The organism is Nonomuraea sp. NPDC023979, assembly GCF_040639085.1.
GTDB lineage: Bacteria > Actinomycetota > Actinomycetes > Streptosporangiales > Streptosporangiaceae > Nonomuraea > Nonomuraea ceibae.
Genome location: NZ_JBEZZG010000061.1, coordinates 1 through 19,374 on the forward strand (window position 1 = coordinate 1; position 19,374 = coordinate 19,374).

The 19,374-nt window shown below is 70.0% G+C and carries 23 protein-coding genes and 1 tRNA gene; 19 read left to right on the forward strand and 5 right to left on the reverse strand.

What is annotated here, in order from left to right; translation table 11 throughout:
• Nucleotides 1-91 precede the first annotated feature (91 nt).
• Complete coding sequence (locus tag AB0G11_RS47955; protein ID WP_281427171.1) at nt 92-226, reverse strand: hypothetical protein; 135 nt, start codon at nt 224-226, stop codon at nt 92-94.
• Between the two features lie 219 nt (nt 227-445).
• Between AB0G11_RS47955 and AB0G11_RS47960 the strand changes: the two genes are divergently transcribed.
• Nucleotides 446-889, forward strand: coding sequence for a hypothetical protein (locus tag AB0G11_RS47960; RefSeq protein ID WP_219508781.1), 444 nt, complete (start codon nt 446-448; stop codon nt 887-889).
• Nucleotides 870-1,169, forward strand: a complete 300-nt coding sequence (locus tag AB0G11_RS47965; protein WP_357593898.1) for a transcriptional regulator — start codon at nt 870-872, stop codon at nt 1,167-1,169. Before AB0G11_RS47960 ends, AB0G11_RS47965 begins: the two co-directional genes overlap by 20 nt.
• Before the next feature lies 1 nt (nt 1,170).
• On the opposite strand, the gene AB0G11_RS47970 is transcribed toward AB0G11_RS47965, so the two are convergent.
• Nucleotides 1,171-1,635 (reverse strand): Lrp/AsnC family transcriptional regulator, encoded by a 465-nt coding sequence (locus AB0G11_RS47970; RefSeq protein WP_357593900.1) that lies wholly within the window; start codon nt 1,633-1,635, stop codon nt 1,171-1,173.
• An 80-nt stretch (nt 1,636-1,715) separates the two neighbouring features.
• Here AB0G11_RS47970 and AB0G11_RS47975 point away from each other — a divergent pair, with 80 nt between their 5' ends.
• From AB0G11_RS47975 to AB0G11_RS47995, 5 genes are all read left to right on the forward strand, one after another.
• Complete coding sequence (locus tag AB0G11_RS47975; RefSeq protein WP_357593902.1) at nt 1,716-2,936, forward strand: amino acid permease; 1,221 nt, start codon at nt 1,716-1,718, stop codon at nt 2,934-2,936.
• 84 nt (nt 2,937-3,020) lie between these two features.
• Nucleotides 3,021-4,883: an acyl-CoA dehydrogenase family protein gene (locus AB0G11_RS47980; RefSeq protein WP_357593904.1), complete on the forward strand. Its 1,863-nt coding sequence runs from the start codon at nt 3,021-3,023 to the stop codon at nt 4,881-4,883.
• A gap of 105 nt (nt 4,884-4,988) precedes the next feature.
• The gene (locus AB0G11_RS47985) at nt 4,989-6,338 is read left to right on the forward strand and encodes an extracellular solute-binding protein (RefSeq protein ID WP_308125936.1); all 1,350 of its coding nucleotides are present in this window, start codon (nt 4,989-4,991) and stop codon (nt 6,336-6,338) included.
• A 70-nt stretch (nt 6,339-6,408) separates the two neighbouring features.
• Nucleotides 6,409-7,293: a sugar ABC transporter permease gene (locus tag AB0G11_RS47990; RefSeq protein WP_246645798.1), complete on the forward strand. Its 885-nt coding sequence runs from the start codon at nt 6,409-6,411 to the stop codon at nt 7,291-7,293.
• Nucleotides 7,290-8,177: a carbohydrate ABC transporter permease gene (locus AB0G11_RS47995; RefSeq protein WP_246645797.1), complete on the forward strand. Its 888-nt coding sequence runs from the start codon at nt 7,290-7,292 to the stop codon at nt 8,175-8,177. Before AB0G11_RS47990 ends, AB0G11_RS47995 begins: the two co-directional genes overlap by 4 nt.
• Here AB0G11_RS47995 and AB0G11_RS48000 read toward each other — a convergent pair whose 3' ends face one another.
• Nucleotides 8,178-8,888: a class I SAM-dependent methyltransferase gene (locus AB0G11_RS48000; protein WP_308125935.1), complete on the reverse strand. Its 711-nt coding sequence runs from the start codon at nt 8,886-8,888 to the stop codon at nt 8,178-8,180.
• A gap of 114 nt (nt 8,889-9,002) precedes the next feature.
• Here AB0G11_RS48000 and AB0G11_RS48005 point away from each other — a divergent pair, with 114 nt between their 5' ends.
• Together AB0G11_RS48005 and AB0G11_RS48010 are read left to right on the forward strand one after the other, a co-directional pair.
• On the forward strand, nt 9,003-9,542 hold the full coding sequence (locus tag AB0G11_RS48005; RefSeq protein WP_357593906.1) for an RNA polymerase sigma factor: 540 nt from the start codon (nt 9,003-9,005) through the stop codon (nt 9,540-9,542).
• On the forward strand, nt 9,529-10,467 hold the full coding sequence (locus AB0G11_RS48010; protein WP_357593908.1) for a hypothetical protein: 939 nt from the start codon (nt 9,529-9,531) through the stop codon (nt 10,465-10,467). The genes AB0G11_RS48005 and AB0G11_RS48010 overlap by 14 nt, the downstream gene beginning before the upstream one ends.
• Here AB0G11_RS48010 and AB0G11_RS48015 read toward each other — a convergent pair.
• On the reverse strand, nt 10,456-11,475 hold the full coding sequence (locus AB0G11_RS48015) for an adenosine deaminase (protein WP_357593909.1): 1,020 nt from the start codon (nt 11,473-11,475) through the stop codon (nt 10,456-10,458). The two genes, AB0G11_RS48010 and AB0G11_RS48015, sit on opposite strands and share 12 nt — an antisense overlap.
• A 40-nt stretch (nt 11,476-11,515) precedes the next feature.
• A complete protein-coding gene (locus AB0G11_RS48020) occupies nt 11,516-12,724 on the reverse strand; it encodes a pyridoxal phosphate-dependent aminotransferase (protein WP_219508769.1) in 1,209 nt (402 codons plus the stop codon).
• A gap of 157 nt (nt 12,725-12,881) precedes the next feature.
• On the opposite strand from AB0G11_RS48020, the gene AB0G11_RS48025 reads away from it, so the two are divergent.
• The 10 genes from AB0G11_RS48025 (at nt 12,882) to AB0G11_RS48070 (ending at nt 18,810) form a co-directional block, all read left to right on the forward strand.
• A tRNA-Trp gene (locus tag AB0G11_RS48025) sits at nt 12,882-12,954 on the forward strand.
• Between the two features lie 77 nt (nt 12,955-13,031).
• Nucleotides 13,032-13,271, forward strand: a complete 240-nt coding sequence (gene secE, locus AB0G11_RS48030; protein ID WP_219508767.1) for a preprotein translocase subunit SecE — start codon at nt 13,032-13,034, stop codon at nt 13,269-13,271.
• A 65-nt stretch (nt 13,272-13,336) separates the two neighbouring features.
• Nucleotides 13,337-14,125, forward strand: a complete 789-nt coding sequence (gene nusG / locus AB0G11_RS48035; RefSeq protein ID WP_219508766.1) for a transcription termination/antitermination protein NusG — start codon at nt 13,337-13,339, stop codon at nt 14,123-14,125.
• A 115-nt stretch (nt 14,126-14,240) separates the two neighbouring features.
• Nucleotides 14,241-14,672 (forward strand): 50S ribosomal protein L11, encoded by a 432-nt coding sequence (gene rplK / locus AB0G11_RS48040; RefSeq protein ID WP_219508764.1) that lies wholly within the window; start codon nt 14,241-14,243, stop codon nt 14,670-14,672.
• Nucleotides 14,673-14,731: 59 nt separating this feature from the next.
• The gene (gene rplA, locus AB0G11_RS48045; protein WP_219508763.1) at nt 14,732-15,451 is read left to right on the forward strand and encodes a 50S ribosomal protein L1; all 720 of its coding nucleotides are present in this window, start codon (nt 14,732-14,734) and stop codon (nt 15,449-15,451) included.
• Nucleotides 15,452-15,620: 169 nt separating this feature from the next.
• Nucleotides 15,621-16,448: an LppX_LprAFG lipoprotein gene (locus AB0G11_RS48050; RefSeq protein WP_357593911.1), complete on the forward strand. Its 828-nt coding sequence runs from the start codon at nt 15,621-15,623 to the stop codon at nt 16,446-16,448.
• Between the two features lie 246 nt (nt 16,449-16,694).
• Nucleotides 16,695-17,219: a 50S ribosomal protein L10 gene (rplJ, locus tag AB0G11_RS48055; protein ID WP_138689471.1), complete on the forward strand. Its 525-nt coding sequence runs from the start codon at nt 16,695-16,697 to the stop codon at nt 17,217-17,219.
• A 68-nt stretch (nt 17,220-17,287) separates the two neighbouring features.
• A complete protein-coding gene (gene rplL / locus AB0G11_RS48060; RefSeq protein WP_219508761.1) occupies nt 17,288-17,680 on the forward strand; it encodes a 50S ribosomal protein L7/L12 in 393 nt (130 codons plus the stop codon).
• A gap of 156 nt (nt 17,681-17,836) precedes the next feature.
• Nucleotides 17,837-18,316 carry a hypothetical protein gene (locus AB0G11_RS48065; protein WP_219508846.1) on the forward strand — a complete coding sequence of 160 codons (480 nt, stop codon included), beginning with the start codon at nt 17,837-17,839 and terminating at the stop codon, nt 18,314-18,316.
• Nucleotides 18,313-18,810 (forward strand): hypothetical protein, encoded by a 498-nt coding sequence (locus tag AB0G11_RS48070; protein ID WP_219508759.1) that lies wholly within the window; start codon nt 18,313-18,315, stop codon nt 18,808-18,810. The genes AB0G11_RS48065 and AB0G11_RS48070 overlap by 4 nt, the downstream gene beginning before the upstream one ends.
• The last annotated feature ends 564 nt before the right edge of the window (nt 18,811-19,374 follow it).

Genomic DNA, 19,374 nt, shown 5'->3' on the forward strand with positions numbered 1-19,374 from the left:
TTGGAGTGACAGACCTCTTCTACAGCGGCTCCGCTGCTTTGTTCACCGGTCTTGACGAACAGCCCTCTCCCTTAACTGAACGGCGTTGGATCTAGCGGCCCTTGGGCGGGATGCGCCGCGGCGGCGCGATCGGCCGCTGCGGCAGCTTCGGCATGGGCCGGGGCTGCGGGTGGCCGGGGACGTTCTTCTTGCCCGAGGCCTGCTGGCCCGAGGAACGAACACGCATGAAAGGGCTCCTTTACGTGAGGGCGACGCGGCCGTGGCCGGGTACGCGAGCTCAGCTAGCCGCGTCTGATGGGCGGATGGGCTGAGTGGCCGGGGCCGATCGGCCCGGGCGCTTCACAGGTAAAGGCGCATGTCCCCAAGGTAAGAGCCGCTCCGGCGGCGCCGCAACCGATTATTTCCGGACTTTCCATGATGGAAAGAGTGTGCTTAACTTTCCATCATGGAAAGTGAATCTGCCCGCCTCGCCCTGGAAGGCGTCGCCGAGGTCCGCGCCCGCGTGGCCGACCGCCTCGTCAGCCCGTGGTGGTATCACTACGGGCTGGCCGCCGCGATCCTGCTCGCCTACGTCTCGATCAGCTTCAGGTTCGCCTCGTACGGGGTGCCGTTCCTGGCCGTCGCCGCAGCCGGACTCATGATGGCGCTGAAGCGCGTGACCGGGATCGCGCCGCGTGCCCCGCGCGCCACCCCGGCGGTCGTGGCCTGGAGCCTGGTGGCGATGGCGCTGACGGCCGGGGCGATGGCGCTGGAGTGGGGTGGCGGCGTGAAGGGCGCGGTCGCGGTGGCGGGCGTGGCCGTGGCCGCGATCGCCGTGGTCGCCGGCCGCCGGTCCGACCGGGCGCTGCGCGGCGAGCTGCGGGACGGTCATGACCCAGCCGGCCTTTGACGAGACCATCCACGCGCCGATCCGGCTGCGGATCTGCGCGATGCTCGCCGCCGTGGAGTCGGCCGAGTTCTCCGTCGTCCGCGACAGCATCGGCATCAGCGACTCCGTGCTGAGCAAGCACGCCAAGGTGCTCCAGACGGCCGGCTACCTCGACCTGGCCAAGGCCCGCCGCACCACCTGGCTCTCCCTGACGGCCTCGGGCCGGGCCGCCCTGGCCGGTCACCTGGCCGAGCTGCGCCGCATCGCCGCCCTCGCGGAGCTGACCGGGCCGGAAGGCTGACTCACCCGGGCGCGGGCAGCCGTTCCGGCACCGCGTTGTGCACCTGCTGGAAGATCACCGAGGTGCGGAACCCGGCGATCTCGCGCCGCTTGCTGAGGCGGTCCAGCAGGAACGCGTGCAGGTGGTCGAGGTCCTGGACGGCCACGTGCAGCAGGAAGTCGTCACCGCCCGCCAGCACGAACACGCTCAGCACCTCCGGCAGCTCGCCGGCCGACCGCACGAAGGCGTCGATGACCGCGCGGCTGAGCGGCCGCACCTGGACCGACACCATGGCCTGCACCCCGCGGTTGAGCGCCACGGGGTCGATGTCGGCGTGGTAGCCCCGGATCACGCCGCGCCGGGTCAGCGCCCGAACCCGCTCCAGGCAGGTCGACGGGGCCACGCCGAGCTGACGGGCGAGCTCGCGGTTGGACTGCCGCGCATCCGTTTGGAGAAGGCGGACGATCGCCGAATCAAGTTCATCCATGCCGGCATTCTGCCGCCCAGATCGGCCATCCGTTCGGCTGGCGGGCATCGGAGCCGTCCGGATGGCTACTTTCTGGACCCATGACGGAGCAAACGGCAAGACTGGGAGTGGGTCAGGGGACGGCGTTGCTCGTGGGGGCGGTGCTCGGGCCGGGGATGCTCGCGCTGCCGCACCTCGCGGCGGCGGCTGCGGGGCCGGCGTCGGTGCTGGCGTGGGCGGCGCTGCTCGTGCTGAGCGTGCCGGTGGCGCTGACGTTCGCGGCGCTGGGCAGCCGCCATCCCGGCGGCGGGGGAGTGGCGGCGTTCACCGGACTGGCGTTCGGCAGGCGGGCGGCGGCGGTGGCCGGTTGGTGGTTCTACGGGTCGGTCCCGCTCGGGATCGTCGCCGGTGCGCTGGTCGGCGGCCAGTACGTCGCCGCGTCGTCCGGCGTGCCCGCGCCGCTCGCCGCCGCGGTGCTGCTGGGCGGCGCGTTCCTGGTCAACGCCGCCGGACTGCGGACCTCCGGGCGGGTGCAGGTGGTGCTCGTCGGCCTGCTCGTCGCGCTGCTGGCCGTCGCCGTGATCACCGCCGCGCCGCACGCCGAGGCCGCCGCCTTCACCCCTTTCGCCCCGTACGGCGCCGCGGGGGTGGTGAGCGCGGCCGGGGTGCTGCTGTTCGCGTTCGTCGGCTGGGAGGCGGCCAGCCACCTGTCGGCCGAGTTCGCCGCCAGAGGCGGGCTGCTCCGGGCCACGGTCGTCACGCTGGCCGTGATCAGCGTGCTCTACCTCGGCGTCTGCCTGACCACGATCGGGGTGCTCGGCCCGGCCGCGGCCACCACGCAGGCGCCGCTCGCCGCGCTGCTGGAGACCGGCGTCGGCCCGGCGGCCCGGCCGCTGACCGGCGTGCTCGCGGTCCTGCTCACCTTCGGCGCGATCAACGCCTACGTCGCCGGGGCCGCCCGCCTCGGCGTGGCCCTGGCCAGGGACGGCGCGCTGCCGGGCTGGTTCGCCGGGGGCGGCACGCCGCTGCGCAGCCTCGGGCTGCTGGCCGTGATCACCGTTCCGGTGCTGGTGTGGGCCGTGGACCTGGACCTGCTGATGCGGGCCACGTCCGCGTGCCTGGCCGCCGTCACGCTCGCCGGGGTGACGGCCGCCGTACGGGTGCTGCCCGCCGGGAGGCACCGGGCGACCGCGCGGGCGGCGAGCGCGCTGTCGCTGGTCGCGCTCGCCGCCTGCGGCGCCTACCTGCTGGTGCCGGCCGTGCTCGCCGGGGTGGCCGTGATCGCGCTGAAGGCGGGGGAGCGGCGGCCACTGCCGCGGTGAAATCTCCCACCGGAGAGCGCAAAGCGCCCCCGCCGGGGCAGTACACACCAGCGCATGACAGGCGTAGCGTCGGCGGGAGGTGCCATGAGCGAGTACGCAAAGGCAAGGGAGCTGGGCGAGCAGGCCCGCGAGCGGGAATGGGCCCGGCCGAGCTTCGCCAAGCAGCTGTTCCTCGGAGATCTCCGGCTGGACCTGGTGCACCCGGTGCCGGCGTTGCCCGACGAGGACGCCAAGCGGGGCGAGGAGTTCGTCAGGCGGCTGCGCCGCTTCCTGGAGACGCACGTGGACCCGGCGCAGATCGAACGGACGGCGCTGGTGCCGGACGAGGTGGTCAAGGGGCTGGCCGGGCTCGGCGCGTTCGGGATCACGATCGGGGAGGACTACGGCGGGCTCGGCCTGCCGTACCTGTACTACTGCCGAGCGCTCATGCTCGTCGGGTCCTACAGCCCGGCGCTGGCCACGCTGCTGTCGGCGCACCAGTCGATCGGCGTGCCGCAGCCGCTCAAGCAGTTCGGCACCGAGGAGCAGAAGCGGGAGTTCCTGCCCAGGTGCGCGCGGGGCGAGATCTCGGCGTTCCTGCTGACCGAGCCCGACGTGGGCTCCGACCCGGCCCGCCTGTCCACCACCGCGGTACGCGACGGCGACGACTACGTCATCGACGGCGTCAAGCTGTGGACCACCAACGGGGTGATCGCCGATCTGCTCGTCGTCATGGCCAGGACCGGCGAGAAGATCAGCGCGTTCGTCGTCGAGGGCGACTCGCCGGGCATCACGGTCAGGCGGCGCAACACGTTCATGGGCCTGCGCGGCATCGAGAACGGTGTGACCGAGTTCTCCCAGGTCAGGGTTCCGGCCCGGAACCTGATCGGGCGGGAGGGTCAGGGCCTGAAGATCGCGCTCACCACGCTCAACACCGGCCGCCTGTCGCTGCCCGCCACCTGCGCGGGCAGCGCCAAGTGGGCCGTCAAGATCGCCCGGGAGTGGGGCAACGCCCGCGTCCAGTGGGGTCGCAAGATCGGCGAGCACGAGGCCGTCGCCACCAAGATCGCCTTCATCGCGGCGAGCGCCTACGCCCTGGAGGCGGTCTGTGAGCTGACCGCCAGGATGGCCGACGACCGGCGCAACGACATCAGGATCGAGGCGGCGCTGGCCAAGCTGTACGCCTCGGAGCTGTCGTACCGGGTGCTCGACGAGCTGGTCCAGCTACGCGGCGGGCGCGGCTTCGAGACGGCGGAGTCGCTGGCGGCGCGCGGCGAGCGCGGCGTGCCCGCCGAGCAGATGCTGCGCGACTCCCGCATCAACCGGATCTTCGAGGGCTCCTCGGAGATCATGCGCCTGCTCATCACCAGGGAGGCGGTCGACGCCCATCTGACGGCCGCCGGTGAGCTGATCAACCCGGAGGCGGGCCCCAAGGAACGCGCCCAGGCGCTCAGGCGGGCGAGCCGGTTCTACGCCCGCTGGCTGCCGTCGCTGGTGACCGGCGCGGGCCAGCTCCCCACGGCCTTCGCCGGCTTCGGCCCGCTCGCCGCGCACCTGCGTTTCGTGGAGCGGACCAGCAGGAAGCTGGCCCGGGCCACCTTCTACGGCATGTCGCGCTGGCAGGGCAAGCTGGAGCACAAGCAGTCGTTCCTGGGCCGGATCGTCGACATCGGGGCGGAGACGTTCGCCATGACGGCCGTGTGCGTCAAGGCCGAGGAGGACGCGCGCGACCTGGGCCGCCGTCCGTACGAGCTGGCCGACACGTTCTGCCGTCAGGCCAGGTTGCGGGTGGACGCGCTGTTCGACCGGCTGTGGGACAACAGCGACGGGCACGACACGCGGCTGGCCGGCTACGTGCTCGACGGGCGCTACACGTTCCTGGAGGAGGGGGTGCTGGACCCGTCGATCGACGGGCCGTGGATCGGGACGCCCGAGGGCGGGGAGAGCGTGCGGAGAAAAATCCTCTGACGTGTGGTCTAGACCGGTTGTGCGAAACCCGTGGTCCGAGTGTTCTCAAACCGAGACCCACCGGTATAGACCGGTTGATGAACCCGGGCTTACTCTGGCGCACACGTGGCTTCCCAACCCCTGGACGGCGTCCTGAAGCTGGTACGGACCAGCATGACACCGTCCCACGAGAAGGCGGTACTGACGGTGAACATGAAACTTGTGGGCGGCGCCGCTCTCGGCCTGGCGACCATGCTGGTCCTGTCCAGCTGCGGCTCCAGCACGCCGGAGACCGGAGGCGGTGACAAGGCGGCCGGCGGTGGCCAGGTGACGCTGAAGATGGTCGCCGCCGACTACGGCGACGGCCCCGGCAAGCCCAACTCCGGCCAGACGTTCTGGGACGGCGTGGTCAAGGAGTTCGAGGCCGCCAACCCCAACATCAAGGTCGACGTCCAGGTCATCAACTGGAACGACATCGACAAGCAGGTCGCCACCATGATCCAGAACGGTCAGGTGCCCGACATCCTGCAGACCGGCGACTACTCCGGCTTCGTCGCCGACCAGCTCCTCTACAAGGTGGACGAGGTCCTCTCGCCCGAGGTCTCCGGCGACATGCTGCAGAAGTTCGCCGACTACGGCAAGGTCGACGGCACCGCGTACGGCATCCCGTTCGTGTCCTCGGCCCGCGCCCTGTTCTACAACAAGGAGCTGTTCTCCAAGGCCGGCATCGCCGAGCCGCCCAAGACCTGGGACGAGATCAAGGCCGCCGCCAAGAAGCTCAAGGACGCCGGCGTCAGCCAGCCCTTCGGCCTCCCGCTCGGCCAGGAGGAGGCCCAGGCCGAGTCGTTCCTGTGGATGCTCGGCAACGGCGGCGGCTACAAGGACGCCTCCGGCAAGTGGGCGATCAACTCCCCGCAGAACGTCGAGACCTTCACCTACCTCAAGGGCATGGTCGCCGAGGGCCTCACCACCCCCAACCCCGGCACCAAGGACCGCAAGACGGTCTGGGAGGACTTCGGCGCCGGCAAGGTCGGCATGGTCAACGGCGGACCCATGTCCATCCCGATCTTCGACGCGGCCGGTCTGAAGGACTACGGCGTCGTGCCCATCCCCGGCAAGGCGGGCCCGCTCGACACCACGCTCGGCGTCATGGACTGGATCATGGCGTTCAACAAGAACGGCCACGCCGCCGAGATCAAGAAGTTCTTCGACTTCTTCTACACCGGCAGCGCCGCGCAGAAGATCAGCGACACCTACAAGCTGCTGCCCGTCACCAACGGCGGCATCCAGAAGCTGTCCGGCGACGAGAAGCTCAAGCCGTTCCTCGACGCGCTGCCCAACGCCAGCTTCTACCCCTTCCAGGACCCCAAGTGGGCCGACCTGAACCCGGCGATCAAGCAGACCATCGGCGGAGCCGTCACCGACGACCCCGCCAAGGTCCTCGGCGAGCTGCAGAAGACCGCCGAGTCCAGCTGATCCATCAGTGGGTCCGTACGGCCGGCGTCCCCGTCCAGGACGCTGGCCGTACCGTCATGGAAGGTTCGTCATGAGAAGGTTGCGCCCCCTGGAGCCCCTCGCCTGGGTGGGGCCCGCCGTGCTGCTGATCGCGGTCGTCGTGATCTGGCCGGTGATCGAGATGGTCCGGTCGTCGTTCCTGCAGATCAGCCGGGTCGGCGTCGTCCGGGGCTACAACGGCTTCGACAACTACGACAAGCTGTTCGCCGAGAAGGACTTCGCGGACATCATGGTCCGCAGCGTGATCTGGGTCGTGGCCGTCGTCGCGCTCACCGTGCTGATCTCGCTCGCCCTCGCCCAGCTGTTCAACCAGCGCTTCCCCGGCCGCAAGATGGCCCGGTGGGCGCTCATCGCGCCGTGGGCCGCCTCGGTCCTGATGACCGCGATCGTCTTCCGCTGGATGCTCGACCCCGAGGTCGGCGTGATCAACCAGATCCGGCTGAAGCTCGGCCTCATCGACGCGCTCGGCGGCGCCGACGCCGACCAGCTCGGCGTGGCCGCCACCGCGATGCCGTGGCTGGTGTTCGTCGCCGTGTTCGTGTCGGTGCCCTTCACCACGTACGCGCTGCTGGCCGGGCTCGCCACGATCCCGTCCGACGTGTACGAGGCGGCCAAGATGGACGGGGCCTCGCGGCTGCGTACCTACTGGTCGATCACGCTGCCCCTGCTGCGGCCGGCGCTGACCGTCGCCGCGCTGATCAACGTGATGAACGTCTTCAACAGCTTCCCGATCATCTGGGCGATGACCCACGGGCAGCCGGGCTACTCGACGGCCACCTCGACCATCTTCATGTTCATCCTCAAGAGCTCCGACATCGGCGAGTCCGCCGCGATGTCGGTGGTCAACTTCGGAATGGTGCTCGTGATCACCGCCGTCTTCCTCAAGATCTCCCGCTGGAACAGGGCGGTGGCATGATGGCCGTCAAGACCGCGCCTCCGGCGCCTCCACGCTCCCACGCCCGCACCGCCCCGCGCGGCGGGCACGCGATGCCCAGGCTCAAGACGACGCTGGTCGCGGCGGCCGCGTACGTGATCGCCTTCATCTTCCTGTTCCCCTACGTGGTGATGGTGCTGACCTCGCTGCGCCCGCAGGAGTCCCTGCGCGACGCGACGCTGCTGCCCACCCAGTGGGAATGGTCGAACCTGGTCACGTTCTGGAGCAGCGGCCTGGCCGGCAACCTCGTCGTCACCCTCCAGGTGGCGGCCGGATCCACGGTCCTGGTGCTGCTGGTGGCCCTGCCGGCCGCCTACTACACGGCCCGGCACAACTTCCGCGGGCGCACCATGTTCCTCATCCTGGTGCTGATCACCCAGATGTTCCAGCCCACCGCCATGCTCGTCGGCATCTACCGGGAGTTCTCCCAGTTCGGGCTGGTCGACTCGGTCTGGTCGCTGATCCTGGTCAACGGCGGCTTCAACCTGGCCTTCGCCGTGTGGATCCTCAACGCCTACTTCGCCTCGATCCCGCGCGACCTGGAGGAGGCCGCGTTCCTCGACGGCAACGGGCGCTTCGGCGCGCTGTTCAGGGTCACGCTGCCGCTGGCCATGCCCGGCGTCATCACCGCGCTGATCTTCACGTTCATCGCCGCCTGGAACGAGTTCGTGGTGGCGCTCACGCTCACCACCACGCCCGAGAAGCAGCCGCTGACCGTGGCGCTGAACTCCTTCATCGGCCAGTATCAGGTCGACTGGCAGAACCTGTTCGCCGGCTCGGTGATCGCCACGATCCCCGTCATCATCCTGTTCGCGCTCATCGAGCGGAAGGTCGTCGGCGGCCTCACGGCCGGCTCGATCAAGTGACTAGCGCGGCACCCGGGCCACGCAGAACACGGTCTGGCCGAACGGCGGGCGGATGAACCGCTCGATCAGCCGGGTGGCCGGCACCACCGTGCGGTCGTAGATCTTGACCAGCCGCGGGTCCGGGTAGCCGACGCCACCCCGGCGCACCGCCGCCCACCAGGCGATGCCGCCCAGCATGTTGATCGGCTTGAGCACGTCGATGTCGAGCCCGGCCCGCGCCACGGTCGCGCGCAGCGTCTTGGGCGTGTAGCGCTGCACGTGACCGACCTTGCGGTCGAAGTCCCCGTACAGCTGCATGTAACCCGGCACCCAGATGATGATCCGGCCGCCCGGCAGCGTCACCCGCGCCAGCGACCGCAGCGCCTCCGCGTCGTCCTCGATGTGCTCCAGCACGTTCATCAGGACGACCGTGTCGACCTTGTCCTCCATCGGCACCTCGTCCGGCAGCGCGAACTGCAGCACGTCGATGTCGTCACGGCCCGCGAACCGCTTGCGGAGCTGCTCCACGCAGTAAGGGTCGAAGTCGCTGACCACCAGCCGGTCGAGCCGAGGCAGGAACTGCTCGGCGAAGTGGCCCAGCCCGGACCCGATCTCCAGCATCGACCGGCCCACGTGCGGCGCGACCATGTCGAACTCGTACTGCCGGTAGTTCTTCGCCTCGTCGCCGCCCAGGTGGTTCTCCAGGGCCTCGTCACCGGCAGCCGGTTGCACTACACGGTCATATCCAGAAGACATAGTCCCGTTCCTTTAAGGGGCTCGCGGAATGGCCCGAGTCTAGTGCCCTTCCGCCCGGGGCCGCCCATGCGATGAAATCTGAACTGCCCCATGGACGACGACGAGGCCATCGCCCGCTCCCTGCGCGGCGACCTGACCGCCTACGAGGCGCTGGTCGCCCGCTACAGCGCGCTCGCCCACCGCACCGCCGCCCTGCTCGGCGCCCGCGACGAGGCCGAGGACGTCGTCCAGGAGGCGTTCGTCAAGGCGTACCGGCACCTGCCGTCCTTCCGCCCCGGCTCACCGTTCCGGCCCTGGCTGCTGCGCATCGTCGCCAACGAGACGCACAACCTGACCCGGGCGCGCGGGCGTCGCTCCGAGCTGTCCGTACGGCTCGCCGCCACGGCCGACGTGGTCAGCGGCGACGACCCGGAAGGCGCCGCCGTGGCCACCGACCGGCGGGCCCGGCTCCTGGACGCCGTCCGCGCCCTGCCCGAACGGGAACGCCGGGCCGTCGTGTGCCGGTACTTCTTACAGCTGTCGGAGGCCGAGACCGCCCAGGTGCTCGGCTGGCCGATCGGCACCGTCAAGTCCAGGACCCACCGCGGCCTGGCCCGGCTCAGGAGGGAGGTGGGCGATGACCTCGGCTGAACACCCCGACGACCTGGAGGCCGAACTGCGCGCACTCGGCGACTCCCTCGACATCCCGTCCCCACCTCCCGACCAGGTAGCCGCCACCGTCCGCGCCCGCCTCACCCTCCCCGGCGACCACCCCTCCTCGCCGGCCGCCCCCCTGCCGGAGAACGCCCCGCCCGACGAGGAGCCGCGTCCGGCCGCCCCCTCCCCTCAGGAGGGCCGGCCGTCCCCGGTGGGCGGGAGCGTCCCGCCCGAAGAGGGGCGCGCCCCTGGCGGCGGGGAGCCACCACCAGCGGCCCCCTCCCCTCAGGAGGGCCGGCCGTCTCCGCCGGGGCGCGTTCCGTCCGGTGGTGGGCGCTCTGTTCGTGGGGGGCGAAGGGGGCGGCGGAGGTGGGTGGTCGTCGCGGTGGTGGCGGTCGTGGTGGCCGTGTGCGCGGCTACGCCGCAGGGCCGGGAGGCCGTGGTGGCGGTGCTGCGCCAGGCGGGGATCGAGCTGCGCCTGGGGAGCGAGCCCCCGGCGCCGGTACGGACCACGGCCACGCCGCCGGGCGAGCGCACCGTCCCCCCAGGTGACGTGCGGACCGGCTACCCCAGGGCTCTCGGCGCCCCCGAGCGGGTGACGACGGCCGACGACGGCAGGGTGGTGTCGATGTTCTGGCCGGGCGGCATCCGCTTCGACCGTATCGACGGGACCGTGGACCCGTACTTCTTCAAGAAGCTGGCCCCGCCCTTCCCCGAGCACGTCGAGGTGAACGGCGTCACCGGCTGGTGGGTGGCGGGCGAGCACCCGCTGGGCCACCTCACGCGTGACGACGGCGAGGAGATCCCGTTGCGCCAGGCGGCGGCCACGCTGGTGTGGCAGGTGGGGGACACCGGCTACAGGCTGGAAGGCGCGGGCTCCATGGAGCGGGCGGTGGAGCTGGCCCGTTCACTCGGGTGACACGAGCCAGTCGTCGATCTCCTTGAGCAGCTCCTTGCGCGTGGACTCGGGCGCGGCGGACGACCTGATCGACTGGCGCGCCAGCTCGGCCACCTCGGCGTCGCTGAGCCCGTGCACGTCGCGGGCGAGCTCGTACTGCCGCAGCAGCCGGGCCCCGAACAGCAGCGGGTCGTCCGACCCGAGCGCGATCGGCACCCCGGCGTCGAACAGCCGCCGCAGCGGCACGTCCGCGTCGCTCTCGGCGACCCCGAGGCCGACGTTGGAGGTGGGGCAGATCTCGCAGCAGATCTGCCGGTCGGCCAGGCGCTGCATCAGCCACGGGTCCTCGGCGGCGCGCACGCCGTGGCCGACCCGGTCGGCGCCGAGGTCGTCGACGCACTGCGCAACGCTGCGCGGCCCGAGCAGCTCGCCGCCGTGGGGGACGGCCAGCAGGTCGGCCCGTTTGGCGATGCGGAAGGCCCGTTCGAAGTCGCGGGCCTGGGCGCGGCGCTCGTCGTTGGACAGCCCGAACCCGACGACGCCCTGGCCGGCGTACTGCGTGGCGAGCCGGGCGAGGGTGTTGGCGTCGAGCGGGTGGCGGGTGCGGTTGGCGGCGACGACCACGGCGACGCCGACGCCCGCGGACCGGGCTGCCTGGCCGGCGGCGTCGAGCACCAGCTCCAGGGTGGCGGTCAGCCCGCCGAAGCGCTGCGCGTAGCCGGACGGGTCGACCTGGATCTCCAGCCACCGCGATCCGGCGGCGGCCTCGTCCTCGGCGGTCTCGCGCAGCAGCCGGTAGACGTGCTCGGTGCGGGTGAGCACCGAGCGGGCGATGTCGTACAGGCGCTGGAAGCGGAACCAGCCGCGCTCGTCGGTCGCCCGCAGTCTGGGCGGCCAGTCCTGCTCCAGCGCGTCGGGCAGGTGCAGGCCCTGCTCCCTGGCCAGCTCCAGCAGCGTGGTGTGCCGCATGGATCCGGTGAAGTGCAGGTGGAGATGGGCCTTGGGAAGGGTTTGCAGGGACCGTGCCATCGCCATATCTTGCCACCGGCCGGCGCCGGCCGGTGGCGGGTCAGCGAGCCTCGGCCAGCAGCTTGCCCAGCCTGCTGACGCCTTCGACCAGATCGTCGTCGCCGAGCGCGTAGGACAGCCGGAAGTAGCCGGGGGTGCCGAACGCCTCTCCGGGCACCACGGCGACCTCGGCCTCTTCCAGGATCAGCTCGGCCAGCTCCGCCGACGTCTGGGGCCGCCGCCCGCGCAGTTCCTTGCCGATCAGCTCCTTGACCGTCGGATACGCGTAGAACGCCCCCTTCGGCTCAGGGCAGAACACGCCCGGGATCTCGTTCAGCATCCGGACCATCGTCCGGCGGCGCCGGTCGAACGCCTCGCGCATCCGCGCCACGGCCGACAGGTCGCCGGAGACCGCCGCCAGGGCCGCCATCTGCGACACGTTGGCGACGTTGGAGGTGGCGTGCGACTGCAGGTTGGCCGCCGCCTTGACGACGTCGGGCGGGCCGATCAGCCAGCCGACCCGCCAGCCCGTCATCGCGTACGTCTTGGCCACGCCGTTGAGGATGACCACCTGGTCGCCCAGCTCGGGGACGGCCGTGGCGATGCTGGTGAACTCGGCGCCGCCGTACGTCAGGTGCTCGTAGATCTCGTCGGTGACCACCCACAGGCCGTGCCCGGCCGCCCAGCGGCCGATCGCCTCGGTCTGCTCGCGCGAGTAGACGGCGCCCGTCGGGTTGGACGGCGAGACGAACAGCAGGACCTTCGTGCGCTCGGTCCTGGCGGCCTCCAGCTGCTCGACGCTCGCCAGGTAGCCGGTGGTCTCGTCGGTCACCACGTCGACCTGGACGCCCCCGGCGAGCTTGATCGCCTCGGGGTAGGTGGTCCAGTAGGGGGCGACCACGAGCACCTCGTCGCCCGGGTCGAGCAGCGTCGCGAACGCCTGGTAGACGGCCTGCTTGCCGCCGTTGGTCACCAGCACCCGCGAGGCGTCCGTCGCGTAGCCGGAGTCGCGGCGCGTCTTGTCGGCGATGGCCTGCTTCAGCTCGGGCAGGCCGCCGGCCGGGGTGTACTTGTGGAAGCGCGGGTCGCGGGCGGCCTCCACGGCGGCCTCGACGATGTAGTCAGGCGTCGGGAAGTCGGGCTCGCCCGCGCCGAAGCCGATGACCGGGCGGCCGGCGGCCTTCATCGCCTTGGCCTTGGCGTCCACGGCGAGAGTCGCGGACTCGGAAATCGCGGAGATCCGTGCGGACACACGGGGTCTGGTGGACATGTGTCCATGCTCGCATGCCGCCCGTGACCTGGGCGATCGCTTATGGTTCGACGTGACGGAGATTCACCCGTACACTTTTCGCCAGGTCGTGCCGCCGCATGGTGGGTGCGGTTCGGTCCAGGCAGTGAGTCAATCAGGGTAGTGTGGTTGACGACATAGGGCACTGGCGCAATTGGTAGCGCACCGGTCTCCAAAACCGGCGGTTGGGGGTTCGAGTCCCTCGTGCCCTGCGAGTGCGGTCCGCGCAACGAAGGCGTGTCAGCGCGCCGCAAAACTGCGTTGGATACGACTGATTCAGGTGAGGACTGTGGCGATCGACACGCGCGGCGAGACCGCAGGCAAGCCTAGCGGTGAGAAGAAGAAGCGCACTTCTCCTGCCCTCTTCTACCGTCAGATCATCAGCGAGCTGCGTAAGGTCATCTGGCCGACACGCAAGGAGCTCGTCACCTACACGACGATCGTTCTGATATTCGTTGCGATCATGGTGGCGATCGTTTACGGGCTGGACGCCGGCCTCGGCTGGGCCGTCCTGGAAATCTTCGGCTGATCTGACTCCGCCGGTGCCCGCCTGACGCAGTCGCCGTTCGATTCAACGAAAGAGGAAGAGCCACCGTGTCCGAGTCTTCAGTGCCGGCGGACGACTCCCGCGACGAGCGGGACCGCGAGCCGGAAGAGGCCTTCGAGGCCGCTGAGGAGACCGTCGACGACGTCGCGGAGAGCGACGACGAGGCCGCCGAGGAGACCGAAGAGTCCCCCGTGGCCGCCGACGAGTCTCCCGCCGTCGACGACGAGGGTGACGCTCAGCCCGACGTCGACCCGGTCGAGGAGTTCAAGCGCGGCCTGCGCGGGCTCCCCGGCGAGTGGTACGTGATCCACTCCTACGCCGGTTACGAGAACCGGGTGAAGTCCAACATCGAGAGCCGCAACGTGTCGCTCAACATGGAGGACTACATCTACCAGGTCGAGGTGCCGACGCACACCGTCCAGGAGTTCAAGAGCGGCAAGAAGGTCCCGGTCAAGGAGCGCGTGCTGCCGGGCTACGTGCTGGTGCGCATGGAGCTGACCGACGAGTCGTGGGCCGCGGTGCGCAACACCCCCGGCGTCACCGGCTTCGTCGGCCTGTCCAACAAGCCCAGCCCGCTCAGCCTCGACGAGGTCGCCAAGCTGCTCGCCCCGGAGCCCACCGAGGAGAGCAAGAAGGCCACGACCAAGACCGCCACCGGCCCCACGGTCGAGTTCGAGATCGGCGAGTCGGTCACGGTCATGGACGGCCCGTTCGCCACGCTGCCCGCCTCGGTGAGCGAGATCAGCCCCGAGTCGCAGAAGCTCAAGGTGCTCGTGTCGATCTTCGGCCGGGAGACCCCGGTGGAGCTCTCGTTCAACCAGGTCTCGAAGATCTAGGACGATCACCTACACTTAGACGTTCGGTCGGCCGCCTGTCGCGAGGGCGGCCTCCGACATGTCCGGGCGCATCCGCGTCCGGACGGCATCGCAATCAGGACCCGGAGAAGGACACATGCCTCCGAAGAAGAAGATCGCGGCGCTGGTCAAGGTTCAGCTTCCCGCTGGCCAGGCCACGCCCGCCCCGCCGGTCGGTACCGCCCTCGGTCCGCACGGCGTCAACATCATGGACTTCGTCAAGCAGTACAACGCTGCCACGGAGGCCCAGCGGGGCAACATCATCCCCGTCGAGATCACCATCTTCGAAGACCGCAGCTTCACCTTCGTCACCAAGACGCCGCCGGCGCCCGAGCTGATCAAGAAGGCTCTGGGCCTCGACAAGGGCAGCGCGGTCCCGCACAAGGACAAGGTCGGCAAGCTCAGCCGCGACCAGCTGCGCAGCATCGCCGAGACGAAGATGCCCGACCTCAACGCCAACGACATCGAGGCGGCCGAGAAGATCATCGCCGGCACCGCCCGGTCGATGGGCATCACCGTCGCCGACTGACCCCTTTCCCTGACCGTGGGAGGGCCGCACGCCGGCCCGCAGACCACAAGGAGACCGAGATGAAGCGCAGCAAGGCGCACAAGGACGCGGCGGCCAAGGTCGACCGCGACAAGCTCTACAGCCCCGCCGAGGCCGCCAAGCTGGCCAAGGAGACGTCCACCACCAAGTTCGACGCGACCGTCGAGGTCGCGCTGCGGCTGGGCGTCGACCCTCGCAAGGCCGACCAGATCGTGCGCGGCACGGTCAACCTTCCGCACGGCACCGGTAAGACCGCCCGGGTCCTGGTCTTCGCGACCGGTGACCGTGCCGAGGCGGCCCGCGAGGCGGGCGCCGACATCATCGGCGCCGACGAGCTGATCGACGAGATCGCCAAGGGCAACCGGCTCAACGAGTTCGACGCCGTGGTCGCCACGCCGGACCTCATGGGCAAGGTCGGCCGCCTGGGCCGCGTCCTGGGCCCGCGTGGTCTCATGCCCAACCCGAAGACCGGCACGGTGACCCCCGACGTCGCCAAGGCCGTGACGGAGATCAAGGGCGGCAAGATCGAGTTCCGCACCGACCGGCAGGCCAACCTGCACTTCGTCATCGGCAAGACGTCGTTCGGCGAGCTTCAGCTCATCGAGAACTACGCCGCCGCGCTCGACGAGGTGCTGCGTCTCAAGCCGTCGGCCGCCAAGGGCCGTTACGTCAAGAAGGTCACCTTCTCGACGACGATGGGCCCGGGCGTCCCGGTCGACCCCAACGCCACCCGCGGCCTCGCCGCGGAGCTGGAGGCCTGAGCCTCCTCCGCGTAGAAGAGCGCGCTCTCCCTTCGGGGCGGGCGCGCTTTTCGCATGTACGGGCCCAGCGCGTACGGTCAGCGCGTACGGGTCAGGGACGCCCCTGGGTTTTCCCGGAGATGTCGCGGGAAGACGCCACGGGCAGACTCCCGACACGTAGGGTCGAATCATGCTGAAGCGCAGGTTTTCTCTCGCCACCGCCGCGGCCGGTGCCGCTCTCGTCGCGGCCGCTGTGGCCGGTTGCGGAACGAACGCGCAGCCCCTCCACGTCAATCTGGCCGCCTCCGAGGTGCTGGCGCAGGCCGCCCAGCGGACGGCGGACGTCAGTTCCTACACGGTCGACGCCGTCGTCAACGTCTCGCATCCCGACCAGGGCGCCGGCAAGGTGCAGGGCCGCATGCTCTACCAGAGCAAGCCGGAGCTGGCCGTGGACCTCACGCTCGACAGCGCGGACGTCGGCGGCAAGGGCCTGCCGGGCGGCGCGCGGGCGGTGCTGCAGGGCGACACGGTGTACGTGAAGGTCGAGGCGCTCAACAAGATGCTCGGCGCGACCAGGCCGTGGATCAAGGTGCCGCTGGCCGAGATGGGCGAGCAGGGCCAGGTCGACCAGCTGCTGGGCCAGATCCAGCAGTTCGACCTCGCCAACGTGACGAAGATGGTCACCGCCTCCCAGAACGTCAAGGCCGTCGGCACCGAGAGCGTCGGCGGCGAGGACACCACCCACTACAGCGGCACGTTCCCGGTGGACGCCGCCGTGCGGCAGCTGCCCGCCGAGGAGCAGGAGCAGGCCAGGAAGGGCCTCGCCGAGCTCAAGGACGTCAAGTTCGACATCTGGGTGGCGGCCGACGAGCTGCCCCGCAAGCTCACGATGAGCGGCTCCAAGGACGGCGGCACGATGGACGCCGCGCTGATGTTCAAGGGCTTCAACGAGCCCGTCGGCATCCAGGCGCCCCCGGCCGACCAGGTGGGTGAGCTGCCCAAGGGCACGACCAACTAGAGAGCGATTTGGAAACTCGGCGACCAGGCCGTACTCTGGTCGTTGCCGAAGACCGCCGGTCGTCGTCAGGTGCCTCAAATGCCTGGCGACCGAAGGATCCACGACTTCGTGGACGGCCCGCGCAGGTGTGAATGCGAGTTTCCCCGCATGGAGTGATCCATGTGCGTGAGCCCCGTGTGCGCCCTGCGCCCGGGGCTGTTCTCATTTCTGACTCCCTTCGCCGGCGGCACATCTGGAAGGAGGCCCATGGCGAGGGCGGATAAGGCGACAGCGGTTGCCGAGCTCAAGAGCGAGTTCGAAGGCAGCGCTGCCGCCGTTCTGACCGAGTACCGCGGTCTCACCGTTGCCCAGCTCAAGGAGCTGCGCACCTCTCTCGGTGAGAATGCGAAGTTCGCCGTGGCGAAGAACACCCTGACCAAGATCGCGGCCAACGAGGCCGGTCTCGCGGGCCTCGACAGCCTGCTCGCCGGTCCGACCGCGATCGCCTTCGTCAACGGCGACGTTGTCGAGGCGGCCAAGGGTCTGCGTGACTTCGCCAAGGCCAATCCCCTTCTGGTGATCAAGGGCGGCGTCCTCGACGGCAAGACGCTGGACGCCACCGAGATCACCAAGCTCGCCGACCTGGAGTCCCGCGAGGTTCTCCTCGCGAAGCTGGCCGGTGCCCTGAAGGCGAAGCAGAGCGCTGCTGCCGCGATGTTCGCCGCGCTGCCGACCAACATGGCCCAGCTGGCCGACGCCCTTCGCGCCAAGCGCGAAGAGGCGGGCGAGTAACACGGGGATTGCCGCAACACCCGCGGTCCCGTTCCTAAATTTCGCAAGTCGTAAACGGAGGAAACATCATGGCGAAGCTCAGCACCGACGAGCTGCTCGACGCGTTCAAGGAGATGACCCTTCTTGAGCTCTCCGAGTTCGTGAAGCAGTTCGAGGAGGTCTTCGACGTCAAGGCCGCCGCCCCCGTCGCGGTTGCCGCCGCCCCCGCCGCCGGTGGCGGTGGCGAGGCCGCCGCCGTCGAGGAGCAGGACGAGTTCGACGTCATCCTCGAGGCCGCCGGCGACAAGAAGATCCAGGTCATCAAGGAGATCCGCGCCCTCACGTCCCTCGGCCTGAAGGAGGCCAAGGACCTGGTGGACGGCGCTCCCAAGCCGGTCTTCGACGGCAAGGTCAACAAGGAGCAGGCGGAGAAGGCCAAGGCTGCCCTCGAGGGCGCCGGCGCCACGGTCACCGTCAAGTAGTTCGTTTCGCCTGAGGGGCGGCCACACCCTGGTGCCGGGTGTGCCGCCCCTTTCGCATGCCTCCAGAAGGGCCTGTATGGCCGTCTGAGAGACCCGGGGGAAGGCGCCGGGTTATGATCCGGCGACCGGTCCGGAAGGGGGCAGAACGTGGCTGCGATGTCCGCCCGCCTCCTCAACTGGCTGCTCGCCGCCGCGGTGGCGCTGCTGGGCGCCGCCGCCACCTGGCTCGTCGTCCAGGACCGCGACGCGCAGGCCGCCTGGGACGACCGGCAGGCGGTGCTGCTGGCCGCCCGCACCCACGCGGTCAACCTGCTCTCGCTCGACTACCGCACCATCGACGCGGACGTGGCCCGCATCCTGGCCACCTCGACGGGGGCCGCGCGGGCCGAGTACGAGGCCGGGGCGGGCAAGCTCAAGGACACCACGAAGTCGGGCAAGGTCGTCCAGGAGGGCGTCGTGCGCGCCACCGGGCTGGTGTCGATCGGCCCGCGCACGGCCAAGGCGCTCGTGGTCGCCGACGTGCAGATCCGCTGGGACGGCTCCCGCAACGCGCCGCAGGAGCGCTTCTACCGGTGGGAGATGGACCTGGCCAGGACCGGCGGCGTGTGGCTGGTGTCGAAGGCGGTGCAGGTGTGAGGCGGATCGCGACCGTGCTGCTGGCGGTGCTGACGCTCGCGCTCGGCGTCGCGTGCGCGATGCTGCTGCTCGACTACAAGGCGCTGCACGACAGCGAGAGGTCGGGGACCGAGGCGATGGCCGCCGCCCGGGCCGTCGCGCCTGATCTGCTCTCCTACGACTATCGCACGGTGGAGCAGGACCTGGCGCGGGCCGGCCGGCACACGACCGGCGCGCTGACCCGATACTACCGGGAGCTGTCGGGCACGCTGGTGGCCAAGGCGAAGGCCCAGAAGACGGTGCAGACCGCCTCGGTCGTGGCCGCGGCGGTCGAACGGGCCGAACCCGGGCGCGTCGAGGTTCTTCTGTTCGTGAACACGGGTACGGTCAAGGCGATCACCGGGAAGGCCGAGCCGCAGCAACAGGTCAGCCAGAACCGCGCCAGGTTCGTCATGGTGTGGCAAGATTCCCGCTGGCTGGTGGCCGACCTGTCGACGCTGATCGGCAGCGCCTGAGGGCTCGGGCGTGGCGCGACCTTCAATTGTTATCAAAATTCAGGTTTGGCGAAGCCTTGGGGATGGGTATCCCCGTCACTGCTACACCGGTTGTCGGCATGGGTTCGACCCCCGGTGTGACGGAGCGTTAACCGCCCCCGTTCGCGGGTATCGTCTTGGGCCTGGCGGTAGGCGACCGATCACACAGGGGAGAAAACCCAGCGTCCGGGCCCTAAGTCGGCTAAAAGTCGGCCTAACGGGCTTGACGTTTACGCTCGGACGGGCGATGCTGCGACCAACGTGGAGCATGCAGCGAGAGCGAAGTGGACAGGCGTGTGCCGTTCGGCTACACTGCCCCTTTGCGCTGCCCTTTGACGACCCGCTCCGCTGCTCACGTTGCGAGGTTGTCTGGCGTGCGTGTAGTCAGTCCGCCGCGAGCCCTCGGAAGGACATCTGTTGGCAGCCTCGCGCAACGCCTCCGCCGTACCCGCCGGTCCCCGTCGCGTCTCTTTTTCGCGCATCCAGGAGCCCCTCGAAGTTCCTGACCTTCTCGCCCTGCAGACCGAGTCGTTCGACTGGCTGCTG

Coding starts and splice junctions, on each gene's coding strand:
- AB0G11_RS47955 (WP_281427171.1), bottom strand. CDS start 226: ATGCGTGTTCGTTCCTCGGGCCAGCAGGCCTCGGGCAAGAAGAACGTC.
- AB0G11_RS47960 (WP_219508781.1), top strand. CDS start 446: ATGGAAAGTGAATCTGCCCGCCTCGCCCTGGAAGGCGTCGCCGAGGTC.
- AB0G11_RS47965 (WP_357593898.1), top strand. CDS start 870: ATGACCCAGCCGGCCTTTGACGAGACCATCCACGCGCCGATCCGGCTG.
- AB0G11_RS47970 (WP_357593900.1), bottom strand. CDS start 1,635: ATGGATGAACTTGATTCGGCGATCGTCCGCCTTCTCCAAACGGATGCG.
- AB0G11_RS47975 (WP_357593902.1), top strand. CDS start 1,716: ATGACGGAGCAAACGGCAAGACTGGGAGTGGGTCAGGGGACGGCGTTG.
- AB0G11_RS47980 (WP_357593904.1), top strand. CDS start 3,021: ATGAGCGAGTACGCAAAGGCAAGGGAGCTGGGCGAGCAGGCCCGCGAG.
- AB0G11_RS47990 (WP_246645798.1), top strand. CDS start 6,409: ATGAGAAGGTTGCGCCCCCTGGAGCCCCTCGCCTGGGTGGGGCCCGCC.
- AB0G11_RS47995 (WP_246645797.1), top strand. CDS start 7,290: ATGATGGCCGTCAAGACCGCGCCTCCGGCGCCTCCACGCTCCCACGCC.
- AB0G11_RS48005 (WP_357593906.1), top strand. CDS start 9,003: ATGGACGACGACGAGGCCATCGCCCGCTCCCTGCGCGGCGACCTGACC.
- AB0G11_RS48010 (WP_357593908.1), top strand. CDS start 9,529: ATGACCTCGGCTGAACACCCCGACGACCTGGAGGCCGAACTGCGCGCA.
- AB0G11_RS48015 (WP_357593909.1), bottom strand. CDS start 11,475: ATGGCACGGTCCCTGCAAACCCTTCCCAAGGCCCATCTCCACCTGCAC.
- AB0G11_RS48020 (WP_219508769.1), bottom strand. CDS start 12,724: ATGTCCACCAGACCCCGTGTGTCCGCACGGATCTCCGCGATTTCCGAG.
- rplK (WP_219508764.1), top strand. CDS start 14,241: ATGCCTCCGAAGAAGAAGATCGCGGCGCTGGTCAAGGTTCAGCTTCCC.
- rplA (WP_219508763.1), top strand. CDS start 14,732: ATGAAGCGCAGCAAGGCGCACAAGGACGCGGCGGCCAAGGTCGACCGC.
- AB0G11_RS48050 (WP_357593911.1), top strand. CDS start 15,621: ATGCTGAAGCGCAGGTTTTCTCTCGCCACCGCCGCGGCCGGTGCCGCT.
- rplJ (WP_138689471.1), top strand. CDS start 16,695: ATGGCGAGGGCGGATAAGGCGACAGCGGTTGCCGAGCTCAAGAGCGAG.
- rplL (WP_219508761.1), top strand. CDS start 17,288: ATGGCGAAGCTCAGCACCGACGAGCTGCTCGACGCGTTCAAGGAGATG.
- AB0G11_RS48065 (WP_219508846.1), top strand. CDS start 17,837: ATGTCCGCCCGCCTCCTCAACTGGCTGCTCGCCGCCGCGGTGGCGCTG.